20 protein-coding genes are annotated in these 22862 nt (G+C 61.0%); 17 read left to right on the top strand and 3 right to left on the bottom strand.

Features of this window, described 5'->3' with window-relative positions:
- The coding region (locus VJV58_RS20975; RefSeq protein WP_324139284.1) for an enoyl-CoA hydratase/isomerase family protein at window positions 1-530 on the bottom strand (530 nt) is incomplete at its 3' end.
- A gap of 141 nt (window positions 531-671) precedes the next feature.
- On the opposite strand from VJV58_RS20975, the gene VJV58_RS20970 reads away from it, so the two are divergent.
- Both VJV58_RS20970 and VJV58_RS20965 read left to right on the top strand, forming a co-directional pair.
- Window positions 672-1868 carry a cytochrome P450 gene (locus tag VJV58_RS20970; RefSeq protein ID WP_324139283.1) on the top strand — a complete coding sequence of 399 codons (1197 nt, stop codon included), beginning with the start codon at window positions 672-674 and terminating at the stop codon, window positions 1866-1868.
- Window positions 1869-1871: 3 nt separating this feature from the next.
- The gene (locus VJV58_RS20965; RefSeq protein WP_324139282.1) at window positions 1872-3092 is read left to right on the top strand and encodes an NAD(P)/FAD-dependent oxidoreductase; all 1221 of its coding nucleotides are present in this window, start codon (window positions 1872-1874) and stop codon (window positions 3090-3092) included.
- Here the strand turns inward: VJV58_RS20965 and VJV58_RS20960 are convergent.
- Complete coding sequence (locus VJV58_RS20960; protein ID WP_324139281.1) at window positions 3089-3982, bottom strand: sugar kinase; 894 nt, start codon at window positions 3980-3982, stop codon at window positions 3089-3091. The two genes, VJV58_RS20965 and VJV58_RS20960, sit on opposite strands and share 4 nt — an antisense overlap.
- A gap of 220 nt (window positions 3983-4202) precedes the next feature.
- Here VJV58_RS20960 and VJV58_RS20955 point away from each other — a divergent pair, with 220 nt between their 5' ends.
- The 10 genes from VJV58_RS20955 (at window position 4203) to VJV58_RS20910 (ending at window position 15276) form a co-directional block, all read left to right on the top strand.
- Complete coding sequence (locus tag VJV58_RS20955) at window positions 4203-5462, top strand: Glu/Leu/Phe/Val dehydrogenase (protein ID WP_324139280.1); 1260 nt, start codon at window positions 4203-4205, stop codon at window positions 5460-5462.
- A complete protein-coding gene (locus VJV58_RS20950) occupies window positions 5459-6301 on the top strand; it encodes a VOC family protein (protein WP_324139279.1) in 843 nt (280 codons plus the stop codon). The genes VJV58_RS20955 and VJV58_RS20950 overlap by 4 nt, the downstream gene beginning before the upstream one ends.
- A gap of 90 nt (window positions 6302-6391) precedes the next feature.
- Window positions 6392-7096 (top strand): TetR/AcrR family transcriptional regulator, encoded by a 705-nt coding sequence (locus tag VJV58_RS20945; protein WP_324139278.1) that lies wholly within the window; start codon window positions 6392-6394, stop codon window positions 7094-7096.
- 626 nt (window positions 7097-7722) lie between these two features.
- Window positions 7723-8532 carry an ABC transporter permease gene (locus tag VJV58_RS20940; RefSeq protein ID WP_324139277.1) on the top strand — a complete coding sequence of 270 codons (810 nt, stop codon included), beginning with the start codon at window positions 7723-7725 and terminating at the stop codon, window positions 8530-8532.
- A 65-nt stretch (window positions 8533-8597) separates the two neighbouring features.
- On the top strand, window positions 8598-9587 hold the full coding sequence (locus tag VJV58_RS20935) for an ABC transporter substrate-binding protein (protein WP_324139276.1): 990 nt from the start codon (window positions 8598-8600) through the stop codon (window positions 9585-9587).
- 211 nt (window positions 9588-9798) lie between these two features.
- Entirely contained in the window at window positions 9799-10647 is an 849-nt protein-coding gene (locus tag VJV58_RS20930; RefSeq protein ID WP_324139275.1) for an ABC transporter ATP-binding protein, read from the top strand.
- A gap of 11 nt (window positions 10648-10658) precedes the next feature.
- Window positions 10659-12062: a hypothetical protein gene (locus tag VJV58_RS20925; RefSeq protein ID WP_324139285.1), complete on the top strand. Its 1404-nt coding sequence runs from the start codon at window positions 10659-10661 to the stop codon at window positions 12060-12062.
- A complete protein-coding gene (locus tag VJV58_RS20920) occupies window positions 12059-13210 on the top strand; it encodes a Gfo/Idh/MocA family oxidoreductase (protein WP_324139274.1) in 1152 nt (383 codons plus the stop codon). The genes VJV58_RS20925 and VJV58_RS20920 overlap by 4 nt, the downstream gene beginning before the upstream one ends.
- A gap of 9 nt (window positions 13211-13219) precedes the next feature.
- A complete protein-coding gene (locus tag VJV58_RS20915; RefSeq protein ID WP_324139273.1) occupies window positions 13220-14413 on the top strand; it encodes a dihydrodipicolinate synthase family protein in 1194 nt (397 codons plus the stop codon).
- Window positions 14413-15276, top strand: coding sequence for a sugar phosphate isomerase/epimerase family protein (locus VJV58_RS20910; protein ID WP_324139272.1), 864 nt, complete (start codon window positions 14413-14415; stop codon window positions 15274-15276). The genes VJV58_RS20915 and VJV58_RS20910 overlap by 1 nt, the downstream gene beginning before the upstream one ends.
- 8 nt (window positions 15277-15284) lie before the next feature.
- On the opposite strand, the gene VJV58_RS20905 is transcribed toward VJV58_RS20910, so the two are convergent.
- The gene (locus tag VJV58_RS20905; protein ID WP_324139271.1) at window positions 15285-16508 is read right to left on the bottom strand and encodes a cytochrome P450; all 1224 of its coding nucleotides are present in this window, start codon (window positions 16506-16508) and stop codon (window positions 15285-15287) included.
- Between the two features lie 114 nt (window positions 16509-16622).
- Here VJV58_RS20905 and VJV58_RS20900 point away from each other — a divergent pair, with 114 nt between their 5' ends.
- The 5 genes from VJV58_RS20900 (at window position 16623) to VJV58_RS20880 (ending at window position 22843) form a co-directional block, all read left to right on the top strand.
- A complete protein-coding gene (locus VJV58_RS20900; RefSeq protein ID WP_324139270.1) occupies window positions 16623-17180 on the top strand; it encodes a phosphonopyruvate decarboxylase in 558 nt (185 codons plus the stop codon).
- The gene (locus tag VJV58_RS20895) at window positions 17177-17767 is read left to right on the top strand and encodes a thiamine pyrophosphate-dependent enzyme (RefSeq protein ID WP_324139269.1); all 591 of its coding nucleotides are present in this window, start codon (window positions 17177-17179) and stop codon (window positions 17765-17767) included. Before VJV58_RS20900 ends, VJV58_RS20895 begins: the two co-directional genes overlap by 4 nt.
- 71 nt (window positions 17768-17838) lie before the next feature.
- Window positions 17839-18537 (top strand): helix-turn-helix domain-containing protein, encoded by a 699-nt coding sequence (locus VJV58_RS20890; RefSeq protein WP_324139268.1) that lies wholly within the window; start codon window positions 17839-17841, stop codon window positions 18535-18537.
- 1 nt (window position 18538) lies between these two features.
- On the top strand, window positions 18539-19732 hold the full coding sequence (locus VJV58_RS20885) for an efflux RND transporter periplasmic adaptor subunit (RefSeq protein WP_324139267.1): 1194 nt from the start codon (window positions 18539-18541) through the stop codon (window positions 19730-19732).
- A gap of 15 nt (window positions 19733-19747) precedes the next feature.
- Window positions 19748-22843 carry a multidrug efflux RND transporter permease subunit gene (locus tag VJV58_RS20880; protein WP_324139266.1) on the top strand — a complete coding sequence of 1032 codons (3096 nt, stop codon included), beginning with the start codon at window positions 19748-19750 and terminating at the stop codon, window positions 22841-22843.
- Window positions 22844-22862 lie beyond the last annotated feature (19 nt).

Genomic DNA, 22862 nt, shown 5'->3' with positions numbered 1-22862 from the left:
CCGAGATAGATCTGCAGCGCGCGCCGCACGCCGACGGTCGCGACAACGCCGACGGTGCCTCCGCCGTCGGGCGAGACGCCGAGCTTGTGATAGGCCGGCGTGAAGCGCGCGTCGTCGGTCGCGATGCAGAGATCGGCGACGAAGGCGAGCGACAGGCCGGCGCCCGCGGCCGAGCCATGCACGCTCGCCAGCACGAGCTTTGGCATGCGGCGGAGCGTCGTGATGAAGGCGTGATAGTGCTTGAGCAGCTCGCCGACCACGGGCGCGATAGTGTCGCTGGCCGCGGCAGCGCCGATGGTCTGCAGGTCGCCGCCGGCGCAGAACGCGCGGCCTTCGCCTTCGATCACCAACACCCTGATATCGTCAGAAGCTTCGACCTCGGCGCTGAGCTGCTCCAGCTTCTTTGCAATCGAAAGATCAATCGAGTTGAAGGCATTGGGCCGGTTGAGCGTGATCGTGGCGACCGCGCCGTCGATCCTGAGCAGCGCCGGATCACCGGAAACCGAGGCGGCATCACCTTGCGTCGACATGTGAAAGGCCTTGGATCGAGGAGCTCGACACATTTAAAAACAGACGGCAAGTGATGACAATCCCCCGGCAAGTCTGCAAAATGCCGCGGCAACCGGTGTGAAAGCCGAACCCCATAATCGGGTGTGAGTGAGGCGGCCAGCATGGATACGACAATCGATCGTCCGGTTTCCGCTATCGATCCGTTTTCGCGCGAGTTTCTGCGCGACCCGTATCCTCATCATGCGCGGCTGCGGGAGGCAAGTCCGGTGGTTTGGCTTGAGCAATACGGGATATGGGCAATGGCCCGGCATCAGGAAGTCCGCGATGCCTTGACCGATTGGCAGACATATTGCTCGTCGGCCGGCGTCGGCTTGAGCGATTTCCGAAAGGAGCCGCCGTGGCGGCCGCCGAGCATCATTCTTGAAGCCGACCCGCCGCTGCACACCCGCACACGCGCCGTACTGACGCGAATTATGTCGCCGGCTGCGATCAACATCTTGCGCGCAACGTTCGAGCGCGAGGCGGAATCGCTGGTGAGCCGGCTGGTCGATCGGCGCGAGTTCGATGGCATCGCCGATCTCGCCGAGGCCTATCCGCTCAAAGTGTTCCCGGACGCCGTGGGCATTTCCGAGGAAGGGCGCGAGAACCTGTTGCCGTATGGGAGCATGGTTTTCAATTCCTTCGGTCCCCGCAACGAGCTGTTCAACGCGGCGATGGCCAATGCCGGCCCGGTCCGCGACTGGATCATGTCGAAGTGTAGCCGCGCTGCCCTGGCGCCAGACGGATTGGGGGTGCAGATTTTCGAAGCGGTCGATTCCGGTGAGCTGAGCGAAGCCGAAGCCGGCATGCTGGTGCGCTCATTTCTGTCGGCCGGCATCGACACCACGGTCTACGGACTTGGCAACGCGCTGTACTGCTTCGCTCGCTATCCCGAGGAATGGACTGTTCTTCGTGAGAACCCGAATCTGATCCGCGGCGCGTTCGAGGAGGTGCTGCGCTTCGAGGCGCCTGTGCAAACATTCTTCCGAACCACCACAAGGCAAGTTGATGTTGGCGGAGTGCGGTTGGGAGAGGGCGAAAAGGTGCTGCTGTTCCTTGCCGCCGCCAACCGCGACCCGCGCCGCTGGGACAAGCCGGATACATTCGACGTCAAGCGGCGCGCAACCGGACACATGACCTTCGGCACCGGGATTCATGGTTGCGTGGGGCAGGCGTTGGCACGGCTGGAAAGCGAGGCCATCCTTGCTGCATTCATGAAGCGAGTCGCCTCGTTCGAACTGACGGGCCAGCCCGAGCCGCGGCTCAACAACACTTTGCGCGGGCTCGACACGTTGCCGCTTCGAATCGTGCCGGTCTGAGCGATGGCGCAAGATGAAGTCGTGATCGTCGGCGCTGGTCATGCGGGCTTCCAGCTCGCGGCATCCCTGCGCCAGCATGGCTTCAGCGCGCCCATTCGGCTGATCAATGACGAGGCACATTTGCCGTACCAGCGGCCGCCTTTGTCCAAGGCCTATCTCAAGGGCGAAGGCCGGCCAGACAGTTTGATGTTTCGGCCCAACAAGTTTTACAGCGATCAGAATGTCGAGTTGATAGGCGACCGAGCCGTCTCGATCGATCGTGGCGCCCGCAGAGTGTTGCTCGCGTCCGGCTCGTCGCTGGAATACGGTCACCTGGTGTTGGCGACCGGCGCCCGCAACCGGTTGCTGGACATTCCCAATGCGAACCTGGCGGATGTGCGCTACCTGCGGATGCTCGATGACAGCGAGGCGCTGCGGCAGCGGATCGCTTCCAGCCGCCATGTCGTTGTGATCGGGGCGGGCTTCATCGGACTGGAATTCGCCGCCACCGCGCGCGCCAAGGGTCTTCAGGTCGACGTGGTCGAACTCGGCGGGCGGGTGATGGCGCGCGCGGTCACGGCGGAAATTTCTGATTATTTTCAGGAGCGTCACACCGCGGCGGGAATTCGAATTCATCTTGGCGTGCAGGCCACCAGCATCGAGGGCGATGGTGAGAATGTCAGCGGCGTCAGCCTCAGCGACGGGCAGCATGTGAAAGCCGATCTGGTGGTGGTCGGCGTCGGTGTCCTGCCCAATGTCGAACTTGCCGCCGAAGCCGGCCTGCCGGTCGCGGCAGGCATCATCGTCAACGAGCAATTGCTGACCTCCGATCCCGACATCTCGGCCATCGGGGACTGCGCATTGTTTACCAGTCCACGGTTCGGCGGATCGCTGCGGCTTGAATCCGTGCAGAATGCCACCGATCACGCCCGCTGCGTGGCGGCTCGGCTTGCCGGAAATGCAAAGGCGTATGACGGTCAGCCATGGTTCTGGAGCGATCAGGGCGAGGACAAGCTGCAGATCGCAGGCCTGACCACCGGATATGACCGCGTTATCATGCGCGGCGATCGCGCGCAGCGATCGTTCTCGGCATTTTGCTACAAGTCGGGGCAACTGGTCGGGATCGAGTCGGTCAACCGTGCGTCGGACCATGTGTTCGGGCGGAAATTGCTAGGCCTGAATCGATCGATTGAACCGGAGCAGGCTGAGGACCTCGGCTTCGATCTGAAAGCGGCACTGGCCTAGGCCGCGGCCCCAAACTCCTGCCTGACTGCCTCGATATCCGACAATGTCGGCAATCCGGCCTCGTTGCCAAGGCGCTGGATCTTGTAGCTCGACGCCGCGCGCGCGAACTCGAAATGTTCGTGCCAGCTTTTGCCGGGGTTGCTGAGATAGGAGTAGACGTAGGCGCCGTGAAAGACATCGCCGGCGCCATTGGTGTCGAGTACGCGTTCACTCGGCACCGGCAAGGCGGGGAGCGTTCGCTTCGTGCCGGTCTCGTCATACCAAAGCAGCCCGCGCTCGCCCATCGTGACGCCGCCGACCCGGCAGCCGCGCCCTTTAAGATATTGCAGCATTTTTTCCGGATTCATCTCCATTTGTTCGCACAGCCGTTCGGCGACGATCGCGACATCAATGAATTCCAACAGCTCATGGGTGTTGGTGCGCAGGCCGCCGCCGTCAAGCGAGGTCAGGATGCCTGCCTCGCGGCAGAGCTTCGCATAGTGAATAGCGGCATCGGGCTGGTGACCATCGACATGCAGTGCTCGGCAGCCGCCCAGGTTCAGCAGCGGGAAGGGGTGAATATGCTCGTCGTCGCGGCAGCGCACGATCGCACGCTTGCCGTCTTTTGGCATGATGAATGACAGGGACGAGGAGTTGACTTTGCGCGGATGGATCGAGATCCCATACTTCGCGCTCATGTCCTGAAACATCCGCCCGAGCCAGTCATTGGCGACGGTGGCGATCAGGTCTGGCACGATCCCGAGCTTGGCGCAGCAAAATGCCGCCGTTACCGCGTTGCCTCCGAACGACACCGCATAGGCGCTTGCGACATGCTTCTCGTCCCCGGTCGGCAGATGGTCGGTAATGAAGGTAACATCGATATAGGTTTGTCCGATAAAGAGAGCCTGCATTCGCTTTCCGTGGTGGCTGAGGTTGATCAGGTCGAGCGCCGCACATTAACACCGGTGTGCCCGATCATTTGCTGAAAAATTCGCTGCACGTGACGTTAATCGCTTGAGATGGCGATGTGGCCGGACTACGACCGTGTCGGGGTGCAATTGGCGCGCCGCGCCGACCTAACGGCTTCCGGTCATCTTGAGTTCCTGGCAGCCTATATAGAGGGAGGGGACGATGACCGTCTATTCCGGCCCGGTGTTCGACATGGCGGTGAACCAGTTCGCGGTCATCGCCGATCATCTGTCGATCCCGCATGACGAGCGTGATCGCTTGTTGTTGCCCAAGCGAGCGCTGACCATTTCCTGTCCGATCCATCGCGATGACGGATCGATCGCCGTGTTCGAGGGCTATCGCGTGCAGCATCATCTCACGCTCGGTCCGACCAAGGGCGGCACCCGCTTTGCGCCGAGTGTGGATATCGGGGAGGTCGCGGCGCTGGCAATTTGGATGAGCTGGAAATGCGCACTGGTCGGCTTGCCCTATGGCGGCGCCAAGGGCGGCGTTCGTGTCGATCTCAGTTCGATTTCGAAACGCGAGCTGGAGTCGCTGTCGCGGCGCTACATGCAGGAGATGATTCCATTCGTCGGCCCGCATATCGATGTGATGGCGCCAGACATGGGCACCAATGAGCAGGTAATGGCCTGGTTCATGGATACCTATTCGATGTACCAGGGCCGTACCGTCACCGAGATCGTCACCGGCAAGCCGGTTTCGTCCGGCGGCACGTTGGGGCGCCGCGAAGCCACCGGTCGCGGCGTGGCGCATCTTGCCAGAAGAGTTCTGAAAGAACTCGCCATTGATCTCAACCACGCGACCGCGGTCGTTCAGGGTTTCGGCAATGTCGGATCCTATGCCGCGCTCGGACTGCATCAGTTCGGCCTCAAAGTGATTGCGGTCTCCGACCATACCGGTGCGCTGCACGACAAGGCCGGTCTCGATATTCCGGCGCTGATGCGGCACGCCGGCGAGCACGGCAGCATTGCCGGATTTTCTAACGAGCTTCACTTCGATCCGGCGCAACTCCTCACGCTGGCTTGCGATGTGCTGGTGCCGGCGGCGATGGAGCGCGTGATCGACGCGAACGTGGCAAAAAACCTGAACTGCCGGGTGCTGGCGGAAGGCGCGAACGGGCCGACCACGCCGGACGCCGATCTGGTTCTGCAAAAACGGCAGGACGAGATCTTCCTGATTCCGGACATCCTGTGCAACTCCGGAGGCGTCGTCGTCAGCTATTTCGAATGGGTACAGGATTTGCAGCAGCTGTTCTGGGAGGAAGAAGAAGTGACGCGGCGCGAATACCATATTCTCGATCGCGCCTTCGACCAGATGGTGACGCGCGCGCGAGTGGACAAGATCCCTCATCGCACCGCCGCGATGGCGATCGGCGTGGAGAAGGTTCGCGCCGCCAAGATTACGCGCGGACTGTTTCCGTGATCATCGGCCTCGACCACGTCGTTGTCCTGCTCGAGGATATCGCGGCCGGGGCCAAGGCCTACGAGTTGCTGCTGGGGCGCGCGCCTTCGTGGCGGAGCCGAAGCGACGGCGCCGAAACCGTGCTTTTCACGCTCGACAATATGTCGCTCGAATTGGTGGCGCCGACGAGCGAGGGGACAGGCGCCGGCCGCGTTCGCGAGGCTATCAACATGTCCGGCGAGGGTCTCGCGAGCATCTGCTTTCGCGTGGACGACATCGCCAAAGTCCATCGCCGGCTCGATCGACTGGCGCTGAATCCCGAACCGGTCGTGGAGCTCGAGAGCCGCGACCTGGATTCGGGCGCCAGCTTGCGTTGGAAACGGACTCGCACCGACACCCAGCTTTCGCATGGGGTCCGGCTGTTCTTTCTCGAACTTGCCAAAGAACGCGCACGCTCGGCCGCGACAAGTCAGTCGCCGGTATTGGGCTTGGACCACGTTGTGGTTTCCACCGGCGACTCGGACCGGGCGGCCGCGCTTTATGGCGCGCGATTGGGACTGGACATGGCGCTCGACCGCTCGCACCCGGATTGGGGACAGCTGATGTTCTTTCGCTGCGGCGATCTCATCGTGGAGGTGGTGCGCCGGCCCGGAGCAGAAGCGGAACAGAGCGGCGATCATTTATGGGGATTGAGTTGGCGCGTTGCCGATATCGAGGCCACGCGCGCGCGGCTGCTTGCGGCCGGCATCGATGTTTCCGAGGTGCGCGCCGGCCGCAAGCCGGGAACGCGGGTGATGAGCGTGCGGGACCGCACCTGCGGCGTTCGCACGCTGCTGCTGGAGCGCAGCGCGCGGTCTTAATCTCGCATCCGGACGACGGACGATGCGTCATTCATTCTCAAACCGTCCGCCGCGTGTTATTGCATTTGCCAGCATGATCGGACGGCAGTCTTGACCAAGACCAAACGAATTCTGAAATGGCAGCGCGATCCCGAAGGAATGCGGCTTCGCATTCTTGAGGACGCCAAGCAGGAATTCGCCGCCCATGGGCTGGCCGGCGCGCGCGTCGACCGCATCGCCATTAATGCCGGCGCCAACAAGCGCATGCTTTATTATCACGTCGGCAAAAAGGACGATCTCTATCTCGCGGTGCTCGAGGGCGCCTACGAGAAGATCCGGGCCGAAGAGCGCCGCCTTGACCTCGAACATCTCAATCCGCCCAAGGCGATCGAGCGACTGATTGATTTCACCTGGAATTATTTTATCCGCAATCCGGAATTCCTGGCGCTCTTGAACACCGAGAACCTCGCGAGGGCGCGCCACCTCAAGCGCTCCACCAAGGTCAAATCGATGCACTCGCCGTTCGTCGAGATGATCCGCACCGTGGTGCGTCGCGGGGTCGAGAGCGGCGACTTCGTGGTGGCGGTCGATCCGGTGCAGCTTTACATCTCGATTGCGGCGCTGTGCTTCTTCTATCTTTCCAACAGCGCGACCTTGAGCGTGATCTTCGGCCGCGATCTCCTGAGCAAAGAAGCCAAGGACGAACGCCTCACCCATATGGTCGCGCTAGTGCTGGCGGCATTGACAGGAAAGTCAGCCGCGGCGTTCGGCCCCAAGCCGCCGCGTTCGCGCGCGCCGGCGCACACTGGCGTTTGATCGGGCTGGTGGGATTGATGTTGCTCGTCCGTTGTTACGCCAACTGCGATGCATTCGCCGCGGTAATCTATTCACTTTTCAAACAGCCACGCATTTGACGTCTCTCACGCTGTCATTGCGCTTCACGTCTCGCAAACTCGCGCGGCCACGCGGCGAGAATGTGGAGGTGTGGCTGTGTCTGGCTATTTTGCAAATTTTAAAATGAGCAGCGGCTGCTCTTTCTTATCCCTCCCACTTTGTGGGGAGGGTGGCACATCGTGAGCAGTGCGAACGATGTGACGGGTGGGGGTTGTTTCAGCAAGCGACTATTGGCGCGTTTGCACGCGCCGGCCCCACCTGGCGCTTCGCGCCACCCTCCCCACAAAGTGGGAGGGGATAAGACAAAGTGCGCGTCGCGCATCTGAAAAATCAGAGGGCGCACCTTCGCGAGCTCGACGCGGATGGCGGCACCAAAGCGGCACCAAACAAGTGTGGTTCTGATCCTGCTTATTCGCGCCGTATGATCGCCGGCGGGAACCTCGGCCGCCATATCACCGCAACGAAAATCTTCCCTGCGAAAATCCCTGGACAGTATTTATCCAACAGGTTAATTTGTGCGCGAAAACTCGAGAAACGAGGAGACCGGCATGGCCGAGTCCAGTGGCCAGGGAGGCCTATCCAGAGCGCTCAACGCCGCCTGGGTGCGGCCGTTTTTGTTTCTGATTTTCATCGTCATCGTCTGGGACCTGACGATCCGGCTGTTCAAAATCCCGCCCTATCAGATCCCGGCGCCCGCGGACGTCGTCGCGGTGCTGTGGCACGACTGGCCGGAGCTACTGCGCCAGACCTGGCCCACGACTTACGCCACGATCTGCGGGTTCCTGCTGTCAGCGGTGTTCGGCATCCTCATCGCGATGCTGATCGCGGGATCGAAGACGGTGGAGAGCTATATCTATCCGCTGCTGGTGTTCTCGCAATCGGTGCCGAAGGTCGCGATCGCGCCGTTGTTCGTGGTCTGGTTCGGGTTCGGAATTATTCCAAAGGTAATCGCCGCATTCTTGCTCGGATTTTTTCCGGTGGTGGTATCGGCGGTGCAGGGCTTCAAGTCGGTCGACCCTGACATGGTCGATCTCGCCCGCGCGATGCGGGGCAGCCGCTTCCATGTCTTTCGCGCCGTCAATTTGCCGCATGCCATGCCGGCTATCTTTTCCGGACTAAAGGTCTCGGTGACACTCGCGGTGGTCGGCGCGGTGGTTGGCGAATTCGTCGGCTCCAATTCCGGAATCGGTTACGTGCTGCAGCGCTCGATCGGAACCTTCGACCTGCCGACTATGTTTGCCGCATTGGTGATCCTGGCGCTGCTCGGGGTCGTCTTGTTCTGGGTCGTCGACCGCATCGAGCGGCTTGTAATTCCCTGGCATGTCAGCCAGCGCGAGGAACTTTTGTTCGCCGCATGAGCGGCGAGAAGCTTGCAAACAAGCGGCTCTGGACAATGCCGGCTCAATAGCTATGGGAGGATGAGATGGTGAGATTGATGGCGGCGTTCTCCGCAGTGGTGATCTGGAGCACCGTTGCGGTCGCTCCGGCCGCGGCCGCCGACAAGGTCGTGCTGATGCTGAACTGGTACGTCTACGGCGAGCACGCGCCGTTCTATTACGGCAAGGCCAAGGGCATCTACAGCGCCGAAAACATCGACCTCGAAATTCAGGAAGGCCGCGGCTCGGCCGCGACCACGCAGGCGGTCGCCGCCAAGACCGCCGATTTTGGTTATGTCGACGTGCCCACCATGATGCGCGCCGCCATCAAGGGCGCGCCGATTATCGCGACCGGGGTGTTGCTGCAGACCAGCCCGATGTCGGTGATGGGATTTGTCGAAAAGAACATCCGCAAGCCGGAAGACATCAAGGGCAAGACGGTGGCGATTACTCCAGCGGATTCCATGACGCAGATCTGGCCGCTGTTCCTGAAAAAGACCGGGTTGAAGGAAACCGATTTCACCACGGTCGCCGGCGATGCCCAGACCAAGCTGAACGCCGTGATTAACGGACAGGCCGATCTGCTGCTCGGCTACGTCATGGACCAGTCGATGAAAATCAAGGACGCCACGGGCAAGGACGTCTATCCGATCAAGTTCGCAGACTACGGCATCAACATGGTCAGTTCCGGGATTGTCGCCAATACCGATTACGTCAAATCCCACGCCGATCTGGTGAAGCGCTTCATGTCGGCGACGACGAAGGCCGTCGAAGCGGCGGAGAAGGATCCGAAAGCGGCGGCGCAGTCGATTCTCGACGCCAATCCCAAAGGCGGCAAGATCGATACCTTGACGCAAGGATTTGAGCTGACGATCCCGCTGTATAGGACCCCGGAAACCAAGAACAAGCGGCCGTTCCAGGTGACCGACCAGAACATGACCGACACGGTGAACCTGATGGTCGAGTATGGCGGCCTCGACGCCAAGGCCAAGGAAAACCCGAAGGCGTTTTATACCAATGAGTATCTGCCGAAGTAGGCGTGCGGTGAAGCGGGCTTCATCCTTCGAGACGACTGCGAACGGACCGCGCATGGCGCGGACCCGCCCGCATTCTCCGCAGCATGAGGACCCTCAACCCTCATGGTGAGGAGCCTCGCGAAGCGGGCGTCTCGAACCATGAGGCCGCAAGAGGTGTGTTCACGATGCGATCGACCGGAAAACACACTTTGGCTTTCGTGGAATTGCCTAAATGATTGCAGCGACCAAATCGACTGGGCTTGATCAATCGGCCGCCCATCTGCGGCTGGTGCCGGGCCGCGCCAATGCCGGATCGCCGGGAATCCGACTCTCCGGGGTGTCCAAGACTTATCGCTCGCGCGACGGCGACGTGCCGTCGCTACGACCGCTGGACTTTCATATTAACGCCGGCGAGTTCTTTGTCGTTGTCGGGCCGTCCGGCTGTGGCAAGTCCACGCTTCTGAAAATGATCTCCGGTCTGCTCGTGCCATCAACCGGCGAGATTTTCGTTGAAGGCGAGCAGGTGACGGCGCCGAGCGGCAATGTCGGCATCGTGTTCCAGAACTCGCTGCTGCTGCCGTGGCGTAACATCCTCAATAACGTGATGTTGCCGATTGATATGAAGCGGCTGCCGCGCGATCGATATTTACCACGCGCGATGGCGCTGTTGAAACTGGTCGGGCTCGAGGGTTTCGAAAAGAAACTGCCTTGGCAGTTGTCCGGTGGCATGCAGCAGCGCGCCTCGATTTGCCGGGCATTGGTGCACGATCCCAAGATCATGCTGATGGACGAGCCGTTCGGTGCCCTCGACGCCATGACGCGCGAGCGCATGAATGTCGAGTTGATGCGGATTCAGCGCGAGACCGGCAAGACCGTGCTCCTGATCACCCATTCCATACCGGAAGCCGTGTTCCTGGCCGATCGCGTGCTGGTCATGACCGAGCGGCCCGGCGCGATCGCCGCGATCTATGATGTGCCGCTGCCGCGCCCGCGTTCGCTCGACGTCATGGCGGAGCCGGCCTTCACCGAACTGGTGCAGCGCATCCGCAAACATTTCTTCGGCCAAAGCGCGCTGGATTGAGGTCGGTCATGATGGCGCCACGTCTTGCCGTGCGGGAGATCGCATTTTTCGAGCGGCCGGTGCGCTTTGTCCGGCCGTTTCGATTTGGCGCGGTGGTCATCAATGCGACGCCCCAGGCGTTCGTGCGTGTCGAAATCGAAGTCGAAGCTAAGGGAACGTCGGTGGGCGCCAGTGCCGAACTGCTGGTGCCGAAATGGTTCGACAAGCGGCCGCAGCTATCGCCTCAGCAGACGGTTGACGAATTGCGGCGCTCGCTACTGATCGCGCGCGAACTCTACCTGAGTAATCGAAATTTCGAGACCGCCTTCGGCCTGCACGGTAGCTGCATCGCGGCGCAGGTGGCCGCCTGCGGTGAGGAGGACATACCGCCGCTGGCTGCGGGATATGGTCCGGCTGAGATCGACAAAGCGATCCTGGATGCGCTGCTGCGTATCTATAACGTGAATTTCTTTGAGGGCATGGCGCGAAATATTGCAGGGCTCGACGCGAGGTTGACGCCCGATCTGCGCGATGAGGACATCACCGAGTTTCTCGGCCGATGCGTTCGGCTGGAGCGGGTCGCGATCCGTCATACCGTCGGCCTTGACGACCGGATCGAGGGTGAGGGTGGTATCGTGGACACCAGGGAAAATGCCGGCGCGCGCTACTTTAAGCTCAAGCTCAACGGCGATCCGGAACACGATATCGCGCGTCTCACCCGCATCGGCAGGCAATTGAGTACGCTGCCGCATGACTACCGTGTCACGCTGGACGCCAACGAACAGTATTCGGACCTTGCAGCCTTACGCGCGCTGATCGGGCGTCTCGACCGCGACGGCGCGCTGGCGCCGATTGCAGGGAAGCTGCTGTATATCGAGCAGCCGATGCCTCGCGAAATGACCACCCGCGCGCCATTGGGCGCACTTTCCGAGCGCGACTTCATCATCGATGAGGCTGACGACTCTTATCAGGCTTTTCCGGCGGCGCGTGCGCTCGGGTATCGCGGCATTTCCTCCAAATCCTGCAAGGGAATTTACAAGTCGATCCTCAATGCGACCCGCGCCGCCAAATGGAGCTCAGGTGGCGAGAAGTTTTTCATCACCGGCGAGGATCTGACCTGTCAGGCCGGGCTTTCGGTGCAGCAAGACCTCGCGCTTGGGGCCCTGATCGGCGTGACCCATGCCGAACGCAATGGGCACCATTATGTAGACGGCTTTGGCGAGGCGCCCGCCGCGGAGGCGCAAGGATTTTTGTCGGCGCATCCCGACCTTTACGCGCGTGACGGAAACAGCGTGCGGCTGGCTGTCCATCACGGCGATCTCCTGACCGGATCGCTAACCGCGCCGGGATTCGCCTGCGGTGCGCATCCCCTTTGGTCGGCGTTGTCGCCGCTCCAAAAACCCACAGCGGAAATTCCAAGGGAGCAAGTCACATGAGGACGCAACGGCTCGGCGTGATCATGAACGGGGTCACCGGCCGCATGGGGCTGAACCAGCATCTGATCCGCTCGATCATCGCAATCCGCGATCAGGGAGGTGTATTGCTTTCCAACGGCGAGCGCGTCATGCCGGATCCGATCCTGGTCGGCCGCGACGCCGAGAAGGTCGAGCATCTGGCGAAACGGCTGAACGTGGTGCGCTGGACCACCGACCTGGACCAGGCCCTCAGTGCAAAGAACGACAGCATCTTCTTTGACGCGGCGACCACGCAGGCGCGACCATCGCTGTTGAGTAAGGCGATTGGCGCCGGCAAGCACGTCTATTGCGAAAAGCCGATCGCGACCAACCTCGACGAAGCCGTGGCGGTGCTCAAACTCGCCGCCGCCAAGGGCATCAAGCACGGCACCGTGCAGGACAAGCTGTTTTTGCCGGGCTTACGGAAGCTGGCGTTCCTGCGGGACTCCGGATTCTTCGGTCGGATCACCGCGGTGCGCGGCGAATTCGGCTACTGGGTGTTCGAGGGAGATTGGCAGGAGGCGCAGCGGCCGTCGTGGAATTATCGCGCCGAGGACGGTGGCGGAATTATTCTCGACATGGTCTGTCACTGGCGCTACGTGCTCGACAATCTGTTCGGCAATGTCGAGAGCGTGAGTTGCCTCGGCAGCATTGATATCCCCGAGCGCTGGGACGAGAAGGGCAAAAAGTACAAGGCGACCGCGGATGACTCCGCCTACGCGACTTTCCAGCTCAAGGGCGGCGTGATCGCGCATATCAATATGTCGTGGGCGACCCGGGTCTATCGCGACGATCTCGTCACCTTCCAGGTCGACGGCACCCATGGCTCGGCGGTGGCAGGGCTCAGCGATTGCGTGATCCAGGCGCGGCAGGCGACGCCGAGGCCGGTGTGGAATCCGGACGAGAAGCGTAACCATGATTTCTATGCCGACTGGCAAAGGCTGCCGGAAAACAGCTCCTACGAGAACGGCTTCAAGGAACAATGGGAGATGTTCATTCGCCACGTCTGCGAGGACGCCCCGTACAAGTACACGCTGTTAGAAGGTGCTAAGGGCGTGCAGCTTGCCGAATGTGCGCTGCAGAGCTGGCGCGAACGGCGCTGGATCGACGTTGCGCCGATCAAGGTGTGAGGAGCGTTCATGAACAAACCGGTAATGCCGCCCTCGTCGCTTTCGCTGAAGTTGCCCAAAGCCGATCGCGGCATCGAGAGCTATCGCCTCGCGGTGTCCAGGACATTTCCCGCCAAGCTTCAGGGTGCGCTGAACCGCATAGCGTTTTCAGCAGCGCATGTGGTTGCCGATCCGCTGGCCGATGTCGATCCATGGCTATCAGCAGCGATCGACTGGGACCGGACCATTGCGTTTCGCGAACACGTCTGGGACCTTGGGCTTGGCATCGCCGAGGCGATGGATACGGCGCAGCGCGGCATGGGGCTGGACTGGCCGACCTCGCTCGAATTGATCCGGCGCTCGGTGAGCGCCGCGAAGGCGAGGGGAAATGCGCTGGTGTTCTCGGGCGCGGGCACTGATCACCTGGCGCCCGACGATTCCAGGAACCTCGATGACGTCATCCGTGCCTATGAAGAGCAGATCGCGGCGATCGAAAAGGCGGATGGACGGATCATCCTGATGGCCTCGCGGGCGCTGGCACGCATCGCTCGCAACCCTGATGACTACGGCAAGGTCTATAATCGCGTGCTGTCGCAGGTTCGCGAGCCGGTGATCATCCATTGGCTGGGGGATATGTTCGATCCGGCGCTCCGCAATTACTGGGGCGCGACCGATCTAGACGAGGCGATGGACGTCGCGGTCACGGTTATCAACGCCAACGCCGCCAAGGTGGACGGCGTCAAGGTGTCGCTGCTCGACAAGCAGCGTGAAATCGATATGCGCCGCCGGCTCGACAAGAACGTGAAGATGTATACCGGGGACGATTTCAATTACGCCGAACTGATTGCGGGCGACGAAGGCGGGTTTTCACACGCCCTGCTTGGCATCTTCGACGCCATAGCGCCGGCGGCATCCTATGCGCTGTCGCGGCTCGCTGCCGGCGACGAAGCCGGTTTCCACGATGTATTGGGGCCGACGGTGCCGCTGTCGCGACACATCTTCAAGGCACCGACGCGCTTTTATAAAACCGGCATCGTGTTCATGGCTTACCTGAATGGCCATCAGGATCATTTCACGATGGTTGGCGGACAGGAAAGCGCGCGTTCGACGCTGCATCTGGCCGATTTGTTTCGCTTGGCCGACCAAGCAGGCCTGCTGGCCGATCCTGAGCTTGCGACGCGGCGCATGACGGCGGTGCTCGCAACGCGCGGCATTGAAGCCTGATGCGGGACTTCTCTGCCGATCATCGCTGGCTTTCGCTCAATACCGCAACGGTTCGCAAGCAGGGTGATCTTGCGGAGATCATTGAGGCTTGCGCGCGGCATGGCATTCGCTGCATCGACCCTTGGCGCGATCAGGTCGCTGCAATCGGACTTGAGCGCGCGGCACGCGCGGTGCGCGATGCTGGACTAGAGCTGTCGGGCTACTGCCGCGGTGGGATGTTCACCTCCGATGCCGGCCACCGGATCGAAGTCCGCGATGACAACCGCCGGGCGGTCGATGAAGCCAAAGCCTTGGGTGCGCCATGCCTGGTGCTGGTTGTCGGAGGCCTGCCGCAATATTCGCGACCCGGAAGTACGCCTTCAAAGGATATCGCGGCAGCAAGGAGCCAAATAGAGGACGCACTCGCCGAATTGCTCGACTCCGCGCGCGCTGCAAACATGCCGCTGGCGATCGAGCCGTTGCACCCGGCCTATGCCGCCGACCGTGCCTGCGTCAACACGACAAAGCACGCGCTCGACATCTGCGACCGGCTTGACCCGCAGCGTAGTGGCGCGATCGGGGTCGCGCTCGACGTTTATCATATCTGGTGGGACCCGGAGGTCTTGGCCCAGATCGAACGCGCCGGCAAGGACCGCCTGCTGACGTTTCACGTCTGTGACTGGCTGGTGCCGACCACCGACATTCTGAACGATCGCGGGATGATGGGTGACGGCGTGATCGATATCAGATCTTTGCGCCGCGCGGTGGAGGCGCAAGGCTTCGCTGGCTATTCCGAAATCGAGATCTTCTCAAACGCCTGGTGGCAAAGGCCGATGGATGAGGTTTTGCAAACCTGCATCGCCCGGCACCGCTCGATGGTCTGAGATCGCGCTTATCGCCTCACCGAGCATGGCACGCTCAGGAATCCGCGAAACCGCGCGCGGCCGCCGCGCACCGGCGGACCGTTCAGCGCATAGCCTGGAAACCGCGCCAGGAAACGCGAGATTGCGATTGCGCCTTCGAGCCTCGCCAGCGCCATCCCGGCGCATTGATGCGGTCCCGTGCCGAACGCAAGGTGCCGGTTTGGCGTGCGACCAATATCGAAGATCTCGGGATCGGCAAATTGTGCGGGATCGCGGTTGGCGGCGCCGATGCATAGCGTTACCGAGGTGCCCGCAGGCATCGTGATGCCGCCCAAATCGACCTGTTCCGTGGTGATGCGATTGCCGAGCTGGTTTGAACTTTCAAATCTCAGGATTTCCTCGATCGCCGTCTTGATCAACTCAGGATTATCGATCAGCCGCTTCTTCTGGGAAGGATGTCCCGACAGCGCGACCAATCCGTTGCCGATCAGATTGGTGGTGGTCTCGTGTCCGGCGTTGAGCAGGAAGATGCAATTGTGCAGCAACTCCTTTTCGCTCAGCTGCTCGCCATCGGGTTCGCCCTGAATGAGGCGCGTCAGCACGTCGCGTTCGGCATTGCCCGGTTTGGCCCGCCGCCGCCTCACCAGGATCGCGAGATAGCCGAGGAAGTCCTGTACCGCCTTATTACCGCGCTCAAAAGCTGGCGCTGAGATCACGGGCTCAAGCGCGCCCAAAATAGCCAGCGACCAGTCGCGCAAGGGCGCGCGCTCCTCGTGCGGCACATCAAGCAGATTGCCGATCACCTCGATCGGGATTGCGGCCGCGAAGTCATCGATCAGGTCGACCTCGCGCTTTGCGGCAAGGCGATCGAGCAGCCGGTCCACCAGCGCGATCAGATCGCCTTCCATGGATGCGATCGCGCGCGGCGACAGTGCGCCCATGATCAGCCTCCGCACCCGTGTGTGGGCCGGCGGGTCATTGAACACCAGGCTGGTGGTGTGGTGCTCGTAAAGCAGCGAGTTGCCGTATTTCGGCGCGAACTCTTTCTTTTTGTCGGAAGAGAAAGCCTTGGTATTCTTGTAAGCGGTGGTGAGGTCGTCGTATCGCGTCAGGAAATAGGAACCGTTCGGCAGCAGCTTGATGGGCTCATGCTCCCGCAGTGCACGGTAGATCGGGTATGGATCGGCATAGAATTCAGGCGTCAGCTTTTCGATGTCGAAATTTGCTGCAAGCTCTCGCGCCTTTACGTTCATGCTGTCATACCCTTTGGGGGAGACCGTTATGCCGTTTATGCTCTTTCCCAAATCGGGGCCAGCTTTACAGTCGCGCCCCGCAATAGCGTCTCCGCCGCCGGACTGGAAATGAAAATGCACGCCCGAACCGAAGCAGCCTCCGAAACCGCCTCTGACAATCCTAATTCGTGGCCGGACGACATTTTTGGCATCTTGCGGCGCTTCGATGTCAGGCAGGTGCCGTATGTGCCGGACGCTGGTCATTCGCAGCTTATTGAACGGGTGCTGGGTGCATCCTCGATGCGCGGCATCCCGCTGACGACGGAGGAAGAGGGTGTGGCCGTGTTGGCTGGTGCCTGGGCCGGTGGCCAGCGCGGCGTTCTGCTGATGCAATCGAGCGGGGTCGGCAATTGCATCAACATGCTGTCGCTCACCCAGATATTCCGGTTCCCTTTCCTCACGCTGGTGACGATGCGCGGCGAGTGGGGCGAGTTCAATCCATGGCAGGTGCCGATGGGCTCAAGCACAGCGGCCGTGCTCGAGTTATCCGGCATCAAGGTGTTGCGGGCGTCTTACGCGGCGGAGGTACGCGAAGTGGTCGAAGCTGCGGCGGGGCAAGCGTACAATGCCTGTACCCCCACGGCCGTGCTGTTGTCGCAGCGCCTGATCGGGGCAAAGGTTTTCACCAAATGAGCAAGGCAAATCTTCTCGACCGTCGCAAGGTCGTTTCCAGTCTGCTGGCGCAGCGCAAGGACACCATCGTGGTCGGTGGGCTGGGCGCTTCCACCTATGACATCGCCGCCGCTGGCGATCACGACCGCAACTTTTATCTGTGGGGCGCCATGGGTGGTGCGGTCATGATCGGCCTCGGCCTTGCACTGGCACAACCGAAGCTGCCGGTAGTGGTGATCACGGGTGATGGCGAGATGCTGATGGGAATGGGAAGCCTTGCCACGGTTGGCTTGCAGAGGCCCAAAAACCTTAGCGTCGTCGTGTTGGACAACGAGGTGTATGGCGAGACCGGCGGACAAGCGAGCCACACCGCAGGCAATGTCGATCTTATCGGAGTGGCGCGTGCCTGCGGGATCGAAGACTCCCGCGCCCTTGCAACCATGGACGAGATCGGGGCCTTCGCGCGTCGCATGCACGACCTTGAAAGCGGGCCGCGTTTTGCGAATGTGAAGATAGACGATGCCAACCTCGAGCGCGTGCTTTCCAGCCGGGACGGTACTTTCATTGTGAACCGCATCCGCAGGGCGCTCGGCTACAGCCCAATCTAAGTCTGTTCACGGCAACGTGTGCAGCGCAGCAATTCCTTGACTTTTGTTAAGGTGAGTGCTTACTCACGAAAATGAGCACTCTGCGAATGACTGGCGATTTGCGGCGCCAGCTAATCCTGAGCGCGGCCAAGCGTTGCTTTGCCCGCCACGGGTTTTCCGGCACCACGACCAAGAGCGTGGCGGCGGCGGCTTCGATTTCAGAGGGTTTGCTGTTCAAGCACTTCCCGACGAAGTCAGCTCTGTATGCGGAAATTCTGGCCGAAGCCTGCGAGGCGGATCCGGCGCTACATCGTTTGCTGAAGCTGGAGCCCTCGACAGAAACGCTCGTGGTGATGATTCGTGAAATGGTCCGCCATTTCCAACACGTCGCGGAAACACCGGATCAGCAGGAAGCGCAGCGTCTCAGGCTGATGATCGGCAGCCATCTGGATGACGGAGAGTTCGCACGGCTTTGTTATGAGAAGATCGGAGATTTGATAGGGGGTATATTCGCAGCGTCCGTGGAGCGGGCGGTGGCCGCAGGGGACGCAACGCAGATTGGATGCGAGTCGCTAAGCCTGTTCTGGTTCGCACATCACACCGTGCTGATGGCAACGCTGTCGCGTTTGCCATCCGTGCCATGCCTGGCCTATGGCAACCCAGCGAATCTCGAACGGCAGCTTTGCGAATTCATCCTCCGAGGAATTGGATTGAAAGAAACAGCGATTGCCTCTCACCTGGATCGCGAATTGTCGCGTGATCCGGAGCATGTAAACGCAGAAAGTGCATGAAATGAACATTGTGACCGAAGCCAACATCTCCGGGAAGCCGATTACCGACAAGCCCCGCGCGCGTCCGGTTCGGATGCTGCGCTGGTTCATCATCGTCGGTCTGCTGCTGGCGCTCCTGGTGGGCGGCTTGGTCGGCTTCAACGCCTTCCGTAGCCACATGATCGCGCAGTTCTTCGCGACCAATAAACCGCCGCCTACCGCAGTGACGGTGGCGGAAGCCAGGTCGGAGCTAGTTCCAAACCTGTTGACGGCGGTCGGCGAACTCGCGGCGGTGCATCAGGTAAATGTCACCTCCGATGTCAGCGGACGCGTCACTGATATTCTTTTCACAAGCGGTTGCGACGTGAAGGCCGGAAGCCCGCTTGTGCAATTGTTCGATGCGCCCGAACAGGCTGATCTTGCAAACTTCAAGGCACAGGCGACGGTTGCGCAGCTTTCGCTGGACCGCGCCAAGCAGCTCGCAGCACGACAGTTCGGTCCGCAGGCGACGGTCGATCAGGCGCAGGCGGCCTACGATCAGGCTAACGCCGGGATCGCGAAGACGCAGGCGATCATCTCGCAAAAGCTGGTGCGCGCGCCGTTTGACGGCGAACTCGGCGTCCGCCATATCGAGGTCGGCCAATATCTCACCGCCGGCACACAGATTGTGACGCTGACTGACCTGTCGAAGTTGTACGCGAACTTCACGGTGACGGAAAAGGACAGCGGACAACTCAAGGTCGGACAGCCCATCCGCGTCGCGGTTGACGCCTATCCAGGCCGGACGTTCGAGGGAAAAATAACCGCGATCGAGCCGCAGATCGCGACCGAAACACGCAACATCCGCGTTCAGGCGACGCTGGATAACCCCGGTCATATCCTGAAGCCCGGCATGTTCGCGACCACCACTGTTGTGCTCCCGGACAAGCCGCCCGTTCTGACGGTGCCCGAAACGGCGGTCGATTATACGCTCTATGGAGACTCGGTTTTCCTGATCACCGAGAAGAAAGAGAATGACGGCAAGACGAGCCTGAGCGCCGTTCGCACTTTCGTGCGCACCGGCAATCGCGTCGACGGGCGCGCCGAGATTCTCAGCGGGTTGAAACCGGGCGATCGCGTGGTCGCGGTCGGCCAGCTCAAGCTGCAATCCGGCGCGGCCGTCACCATCTCCAGCGACGCGCCGCCGCCGATTCCGGCGAATCCGCCGCGTTACTGACCGGGAGCGTCCGCGATGATTTGGACCGATATTTTCATCAAGCGACCCGTGCTGTCGGTGGTCGTGAGCCTGCTGATCCTTCTGATCGGCTTCAGGGCCGCGACCAGTCTGCCGATCCGCCAATATCCGAAGCTGTCAAATACGGTCGTCAACATCACGACTTCCTATCCCGGCGCGTCGGCTGAATTGATTCAGGGATTCATTACAACGCCCATCGAGCAGGCCGTCGCCTCCGCCGAAGGCGTCGACTACATGACATCCTCTTCGGTGCAGGGCACCAGCACGATCCAGGTCTATATCAAACTGAATTTCGATCCGAACCAGGCGTTGACCGAGGTCCTCGCCAAAGTGAATTCGGTGAAATACCTGATCCCGAAAGAATCCAACGATCCGATCGTGACCAAAACGACCGGCCAGACCACGGCCGTGATGTATCTCGGGTTCTCCAGCGAAGTGCTGTCGGGCTCGGCAATCTCGGACTATCTGACACGGGTGGTTCAGCCGGTGCTTTCGACCGTCGACGGCGTCGCCTCGGCCGATATCCTCGGCGGCCAGACTTTCGCAATGCGATTGTGGCTGGATCCAGTTCGCATGGCCGGCCGGAACGTTTCGCCGGTCGATGTTTCAGCCGCGATTACGGCCAACAACTTTCAGGCCGCCGCCGGCCAGGCCAAGGGCTATCTGACAGTCTCCAACGTCTCGACCAATACCGATCTGAAGAACCTCGATCAGTTCAAGCGCATGATCGTGAAATCCAAGGACGGCGGCTTCGTGCGGATGGAGGACATCGCAACCGTCGAACTTGCAGCCCAGAGCACCGATGCCAGCGTGGCCTTCAACGGCGAGCACGCGATCTTCATCGGCGTGCAGGCAACACCGCAGGGCAACCCCTTGACGTTGGTGAAAGGTGTTCGCGCGCTCTTTCCGGAGCTCGAACGAAATCTGCCGCCCTCGATGAAGATGAAGGTGGCATATGATTCGACCAAGTTCATTCAATCCTCGATCGATGAGGTGGAGAAGACCTTAGGTGAGGCGGTCATCATCGTTGTGGTGGTGATCTTCCTGTTCCTCGCCTCGTTCCGCTCGGTGGTCATCCCGGTGGTCACTATTCCGCTGTCGCTGATCGGTGTTTGCAGCCTAATGCTGGTAGCGGGGTTCAGCTTCAATCTGCTGACGCTGCTCGCGATGGTGCTGGCGATCGGCCTCGTCGTCGACGACGCGATTGTGGTGGTGGAAAATATTCATCGTCATCTGGAAGAGGGCAAGCCGCCGGTCCAGGCCGCCATGCAGGGCGCGCGCGAGATCGTCGGTCCGGTGATCTCGATGACCATTACACTGGCAGCAGTGTACGCGCCGATCGGTTTCCTCGGCGGCCTTACCGGTTCGCTATTTCGCGAGTTTGCGTTCACGTTGGCGGGATCGGTTATCGTTTCGGGCGTGATCGCGTTGACGCTTTCGCCGATGATGTGTTCGGTTTTCCTGAAAAGCGCCGAGGAGGGGCGATTTTCCAGGGCTGTCAATCGCGTCTTCGGATCGGTGACGCGCTGGTATGGCAGGCAACTCGATCGTTCGCTGGATTATCGCCCGATCACGGGATTGTTCGCCCTGACCATTCTCGGTTTGGTTGGTTTTCTCTATTTGCACACGTCCAAGGAACTCGCGCCCGAAGAAGACCAGGGCATCGTGTTCTCGGTGACCAAGGCACCGAAATACGCCAACATCGATTACTTGGACTATTACGGCGAGAAGCTCGACAAGGCCTTCGCCAGCTTTCCCGAGACCGATCTCCGTTTCGTTCTCAACGGCATCAATGGCCCGCAGAACGGGATCTCTGGTATGCTGCTCAAGCCCTGGGACGAGCGCAAGCGCTCCTCGATTGCGCTGAAGCCCCTGGTGCAGGCCCAGCTCAGCAAGATCGAGGGCGTCAACGCCTTTGCGTTCAACCTGCCACCGCTGCCTGGCGGCCCCGGTGGATTGCCGGTTCAGATGGTGATCAGCTCGACTGCCGGCTTCCAGGCAGTCTATGAGCAGATGCTGAAGCTAAAGGACGCCGCGCGCAAAAGCGGATTGTTCATCGTGTCGGACAGCGACCTCGACTTCAACCAACCGGTGGTCCGGGTCAAAATAGATCGTTCAAAGGCGAGCGATCTCGGCATCACGATGGCGAACATCGGCAGTACGCTCGCGACGCTGCTCGGCGGAAATTACGTCAACAGGTTCAATCTGGAGGGCCGCTCTTACCAGGTCATTCCGCAGGTGCCGCGCAGCGAGCGCCTGTCTCCCGAGGCGCTGGGCGGATACTACGTAGCGTCGTCGAGCGGCCAGCAGGTGCCGCTTTCGACAGTGGTTTCGATCCAGACGGCTACTGATCCGAATGCGCTCAGCCACTACAACCAGTTGAACTCAGCAACATTCCAGGCCGTGCCGATGCCTGGCGTGACCGTAGGGCAGGCGGTGGATTTCCTCGAAGGCGAGGCGAAGAAGTTGCCGACCGGTTTCAATCACGATTACCTCGCGGATTCCCGCCAATATGTGCAGGAGGGAAATCAGCTCGCCATCACCTTCGGATTCGCGCTGATCATCATCTTCCTGGTACTGGCGGCCCAATTCGAAAGCCTGCGCGACCCGCTGGTGATCATGATCAGCGTTCCCATGGCGATCGTTGGCGCTCTGATTCCGCTTTTCTTCGGCGCCGCCACCATGAATATCTACACCCAGGTTGGGCTGCTCACGCTGGTCGGCCTGATCAGCAAGCACGGCATCCTGATGGTCGAGTTCGCCAACGAATTGCAGCTCAATGAGGGTCTCGACCGGCGCTCCGCGATCGAAATGGCCGCGCGGGTCCGGCTGCGACCGATCCTGATGACGACCGCTGCGATGGTCACCGGCTTGCTGCCGCTGCTGACCGCATCGGGTGCGGGCGCGGCGAGCCGTTTCTCGATCGGGCTTGTCGTGGTCGCCGGGATGTCGATCGGAACCCTGTTCACTCTGTTCGTGCTGCCTGCGGTTTATGTGGCGATCGCCACGGATCACCGTGCGGCCGCCGAATCCGAGCGCAGCAAGGAGATCGCGGATTTCGAGGTCGGCCCCGAGGCCCTGAAACCGACCTAGGCCTGAGATCTCGCGCACC

Origin of the sequence: Bradyrhizobium sp., assembly GCF_035273305.1 — a bacterium.
GTDB lineage: Bacteria > Pseudomonadota > Alphaproteobacteria > Rhizobiales > Xanthobacteraceae > Bradyrhizobium.
The sequence above is the reverse complement of the archived record's forward strand: the minus strand, read 5'-3'. Positions and strand labels throughout refer to the sequence as shown.

Excerpts from the sequence above, each read along its gene's own strand:
- VJV58_RS20970 (WP_324139283.1), top strand. The coding sequence starts at position 672 with ATGGATACGACAATCGATCGTCCGGTTTCCGCTATCGATCCGTTTTCG.
- VJV58_RS20965 (WP_324139282.1), top strand. The coding sequence starts at position 1,872 with ATGGCGCAAGATGAAGTCGTGATCGTCGGCGCTGGTCATGCGGGCTTC.
- VJV58_RS20960 (WP_324139281.1), bottom strand. The coding sequence starts at position 3,982 with ATGCAGGCTCTCTTTATCGGACAAACCTATATCGATGTTACCTTCATT.
- VJV58_RS20955 (WP_324139280.1), top strand. The coding sequence starts at position 4,203 with ATGACCGTCTATTCCGGCCCGGTGTTCGACATGGCGGTGAACCAGTTC.
- VJV58_RS20940 (WP_324139277.1), top strand. The coding sequence starts at position 7,723 with ATGGCCGAGTCCAGTGGCCAGGGAGGCCTATCCAGAGCGCTCAACGCC.
- VJV58_RS20935 (WP_324139276.1), top strand. The coding sequence starts at position 8,598 with ATGGTGAGATTGATGGCGGCGTTCTCCGCAGTGGTGATCTGGAGCACC.
- VJV58_RS20930 (WP_324139275.1), top strand. The coding sequence starts at position 9,799 with ATGATTGCAGCGACCAAATCGACTGGGCTTGATCAATCGGCCGCCCAT.
- VJV58_RS20925 (WP_324139285.1), top strand. The coding sequence starts at position 10,659 with ATGGCGCCACGTCTTGCCGTGCGGGAGATCGCATTTTTCGAGCGGCCG.
- VJV58_RS20920 (WP_324139274.1), top strand. The coding sequence starts at position 12,059 with ATGAGGACGCAACGGCTCGGCGTGATCATGAACGGGGTCACCGGCCGC.
- VJV58_RS20915 (WP_324139273.1), top strand. The coding sequence starts at position 13,220 with ATGAACAAACCGGTAATGCCGCCCTCGTCGCTTTCGCTGAAGTTGCCC.
- VJV58_RS20910 (WP_324139272.1), top strand. The coding sequence starts at position 14,413 with ATGCGGGACTTCTCTGCCGATCATCGCTGGCTTTCGCTCAATACCGCA.
- VJV58_RS20905 (WP_324139271.1), bottom strand. The coding sequence starts at position 16,508 with ATGAACGTAAAGGCGCGAGAGCTTGCAGCAAATTTCGACATCGAAAAG.
- VJV58_RS20900 (WP_324139270.1), top strand. The coding sequence starts at position 16,623 with ATGCACGCCCGAACCGAAGCAGCCTCCGAAACCGCCTCTGACAATCCT.
- VJV58_RS20895 (WP_324139269.1), top strand. The coding sequence starts at position 17,177 with ATGAGCAAGGCAAATCTTCTCGACCGTCGCAAGGTCGTTTCCAGTCTG.
- VJV58_RS20890 (WP_324139268.1), top strand. The coding sequence starts at position 17,839 with ATGAGCACTCTGCGAATGACTGGCGATTTGCGGCGCCAGCTAATCCTG.
- VJV58_RS20885 (WP_324139267.1), top strand. The coding sequence starts at position 18,539 with ATGAACATTGTGACCGAAGCCAACATCTCCGGGAAGCCGATTACCGAC.
- VJV58_RS20880 (WP_324139266.1), top strand. The coding sequence starts at position 19,748 with ATGATTTGGACCGATATTTTCATCAAGCGACCCGTGCTGTCGGTGGTC.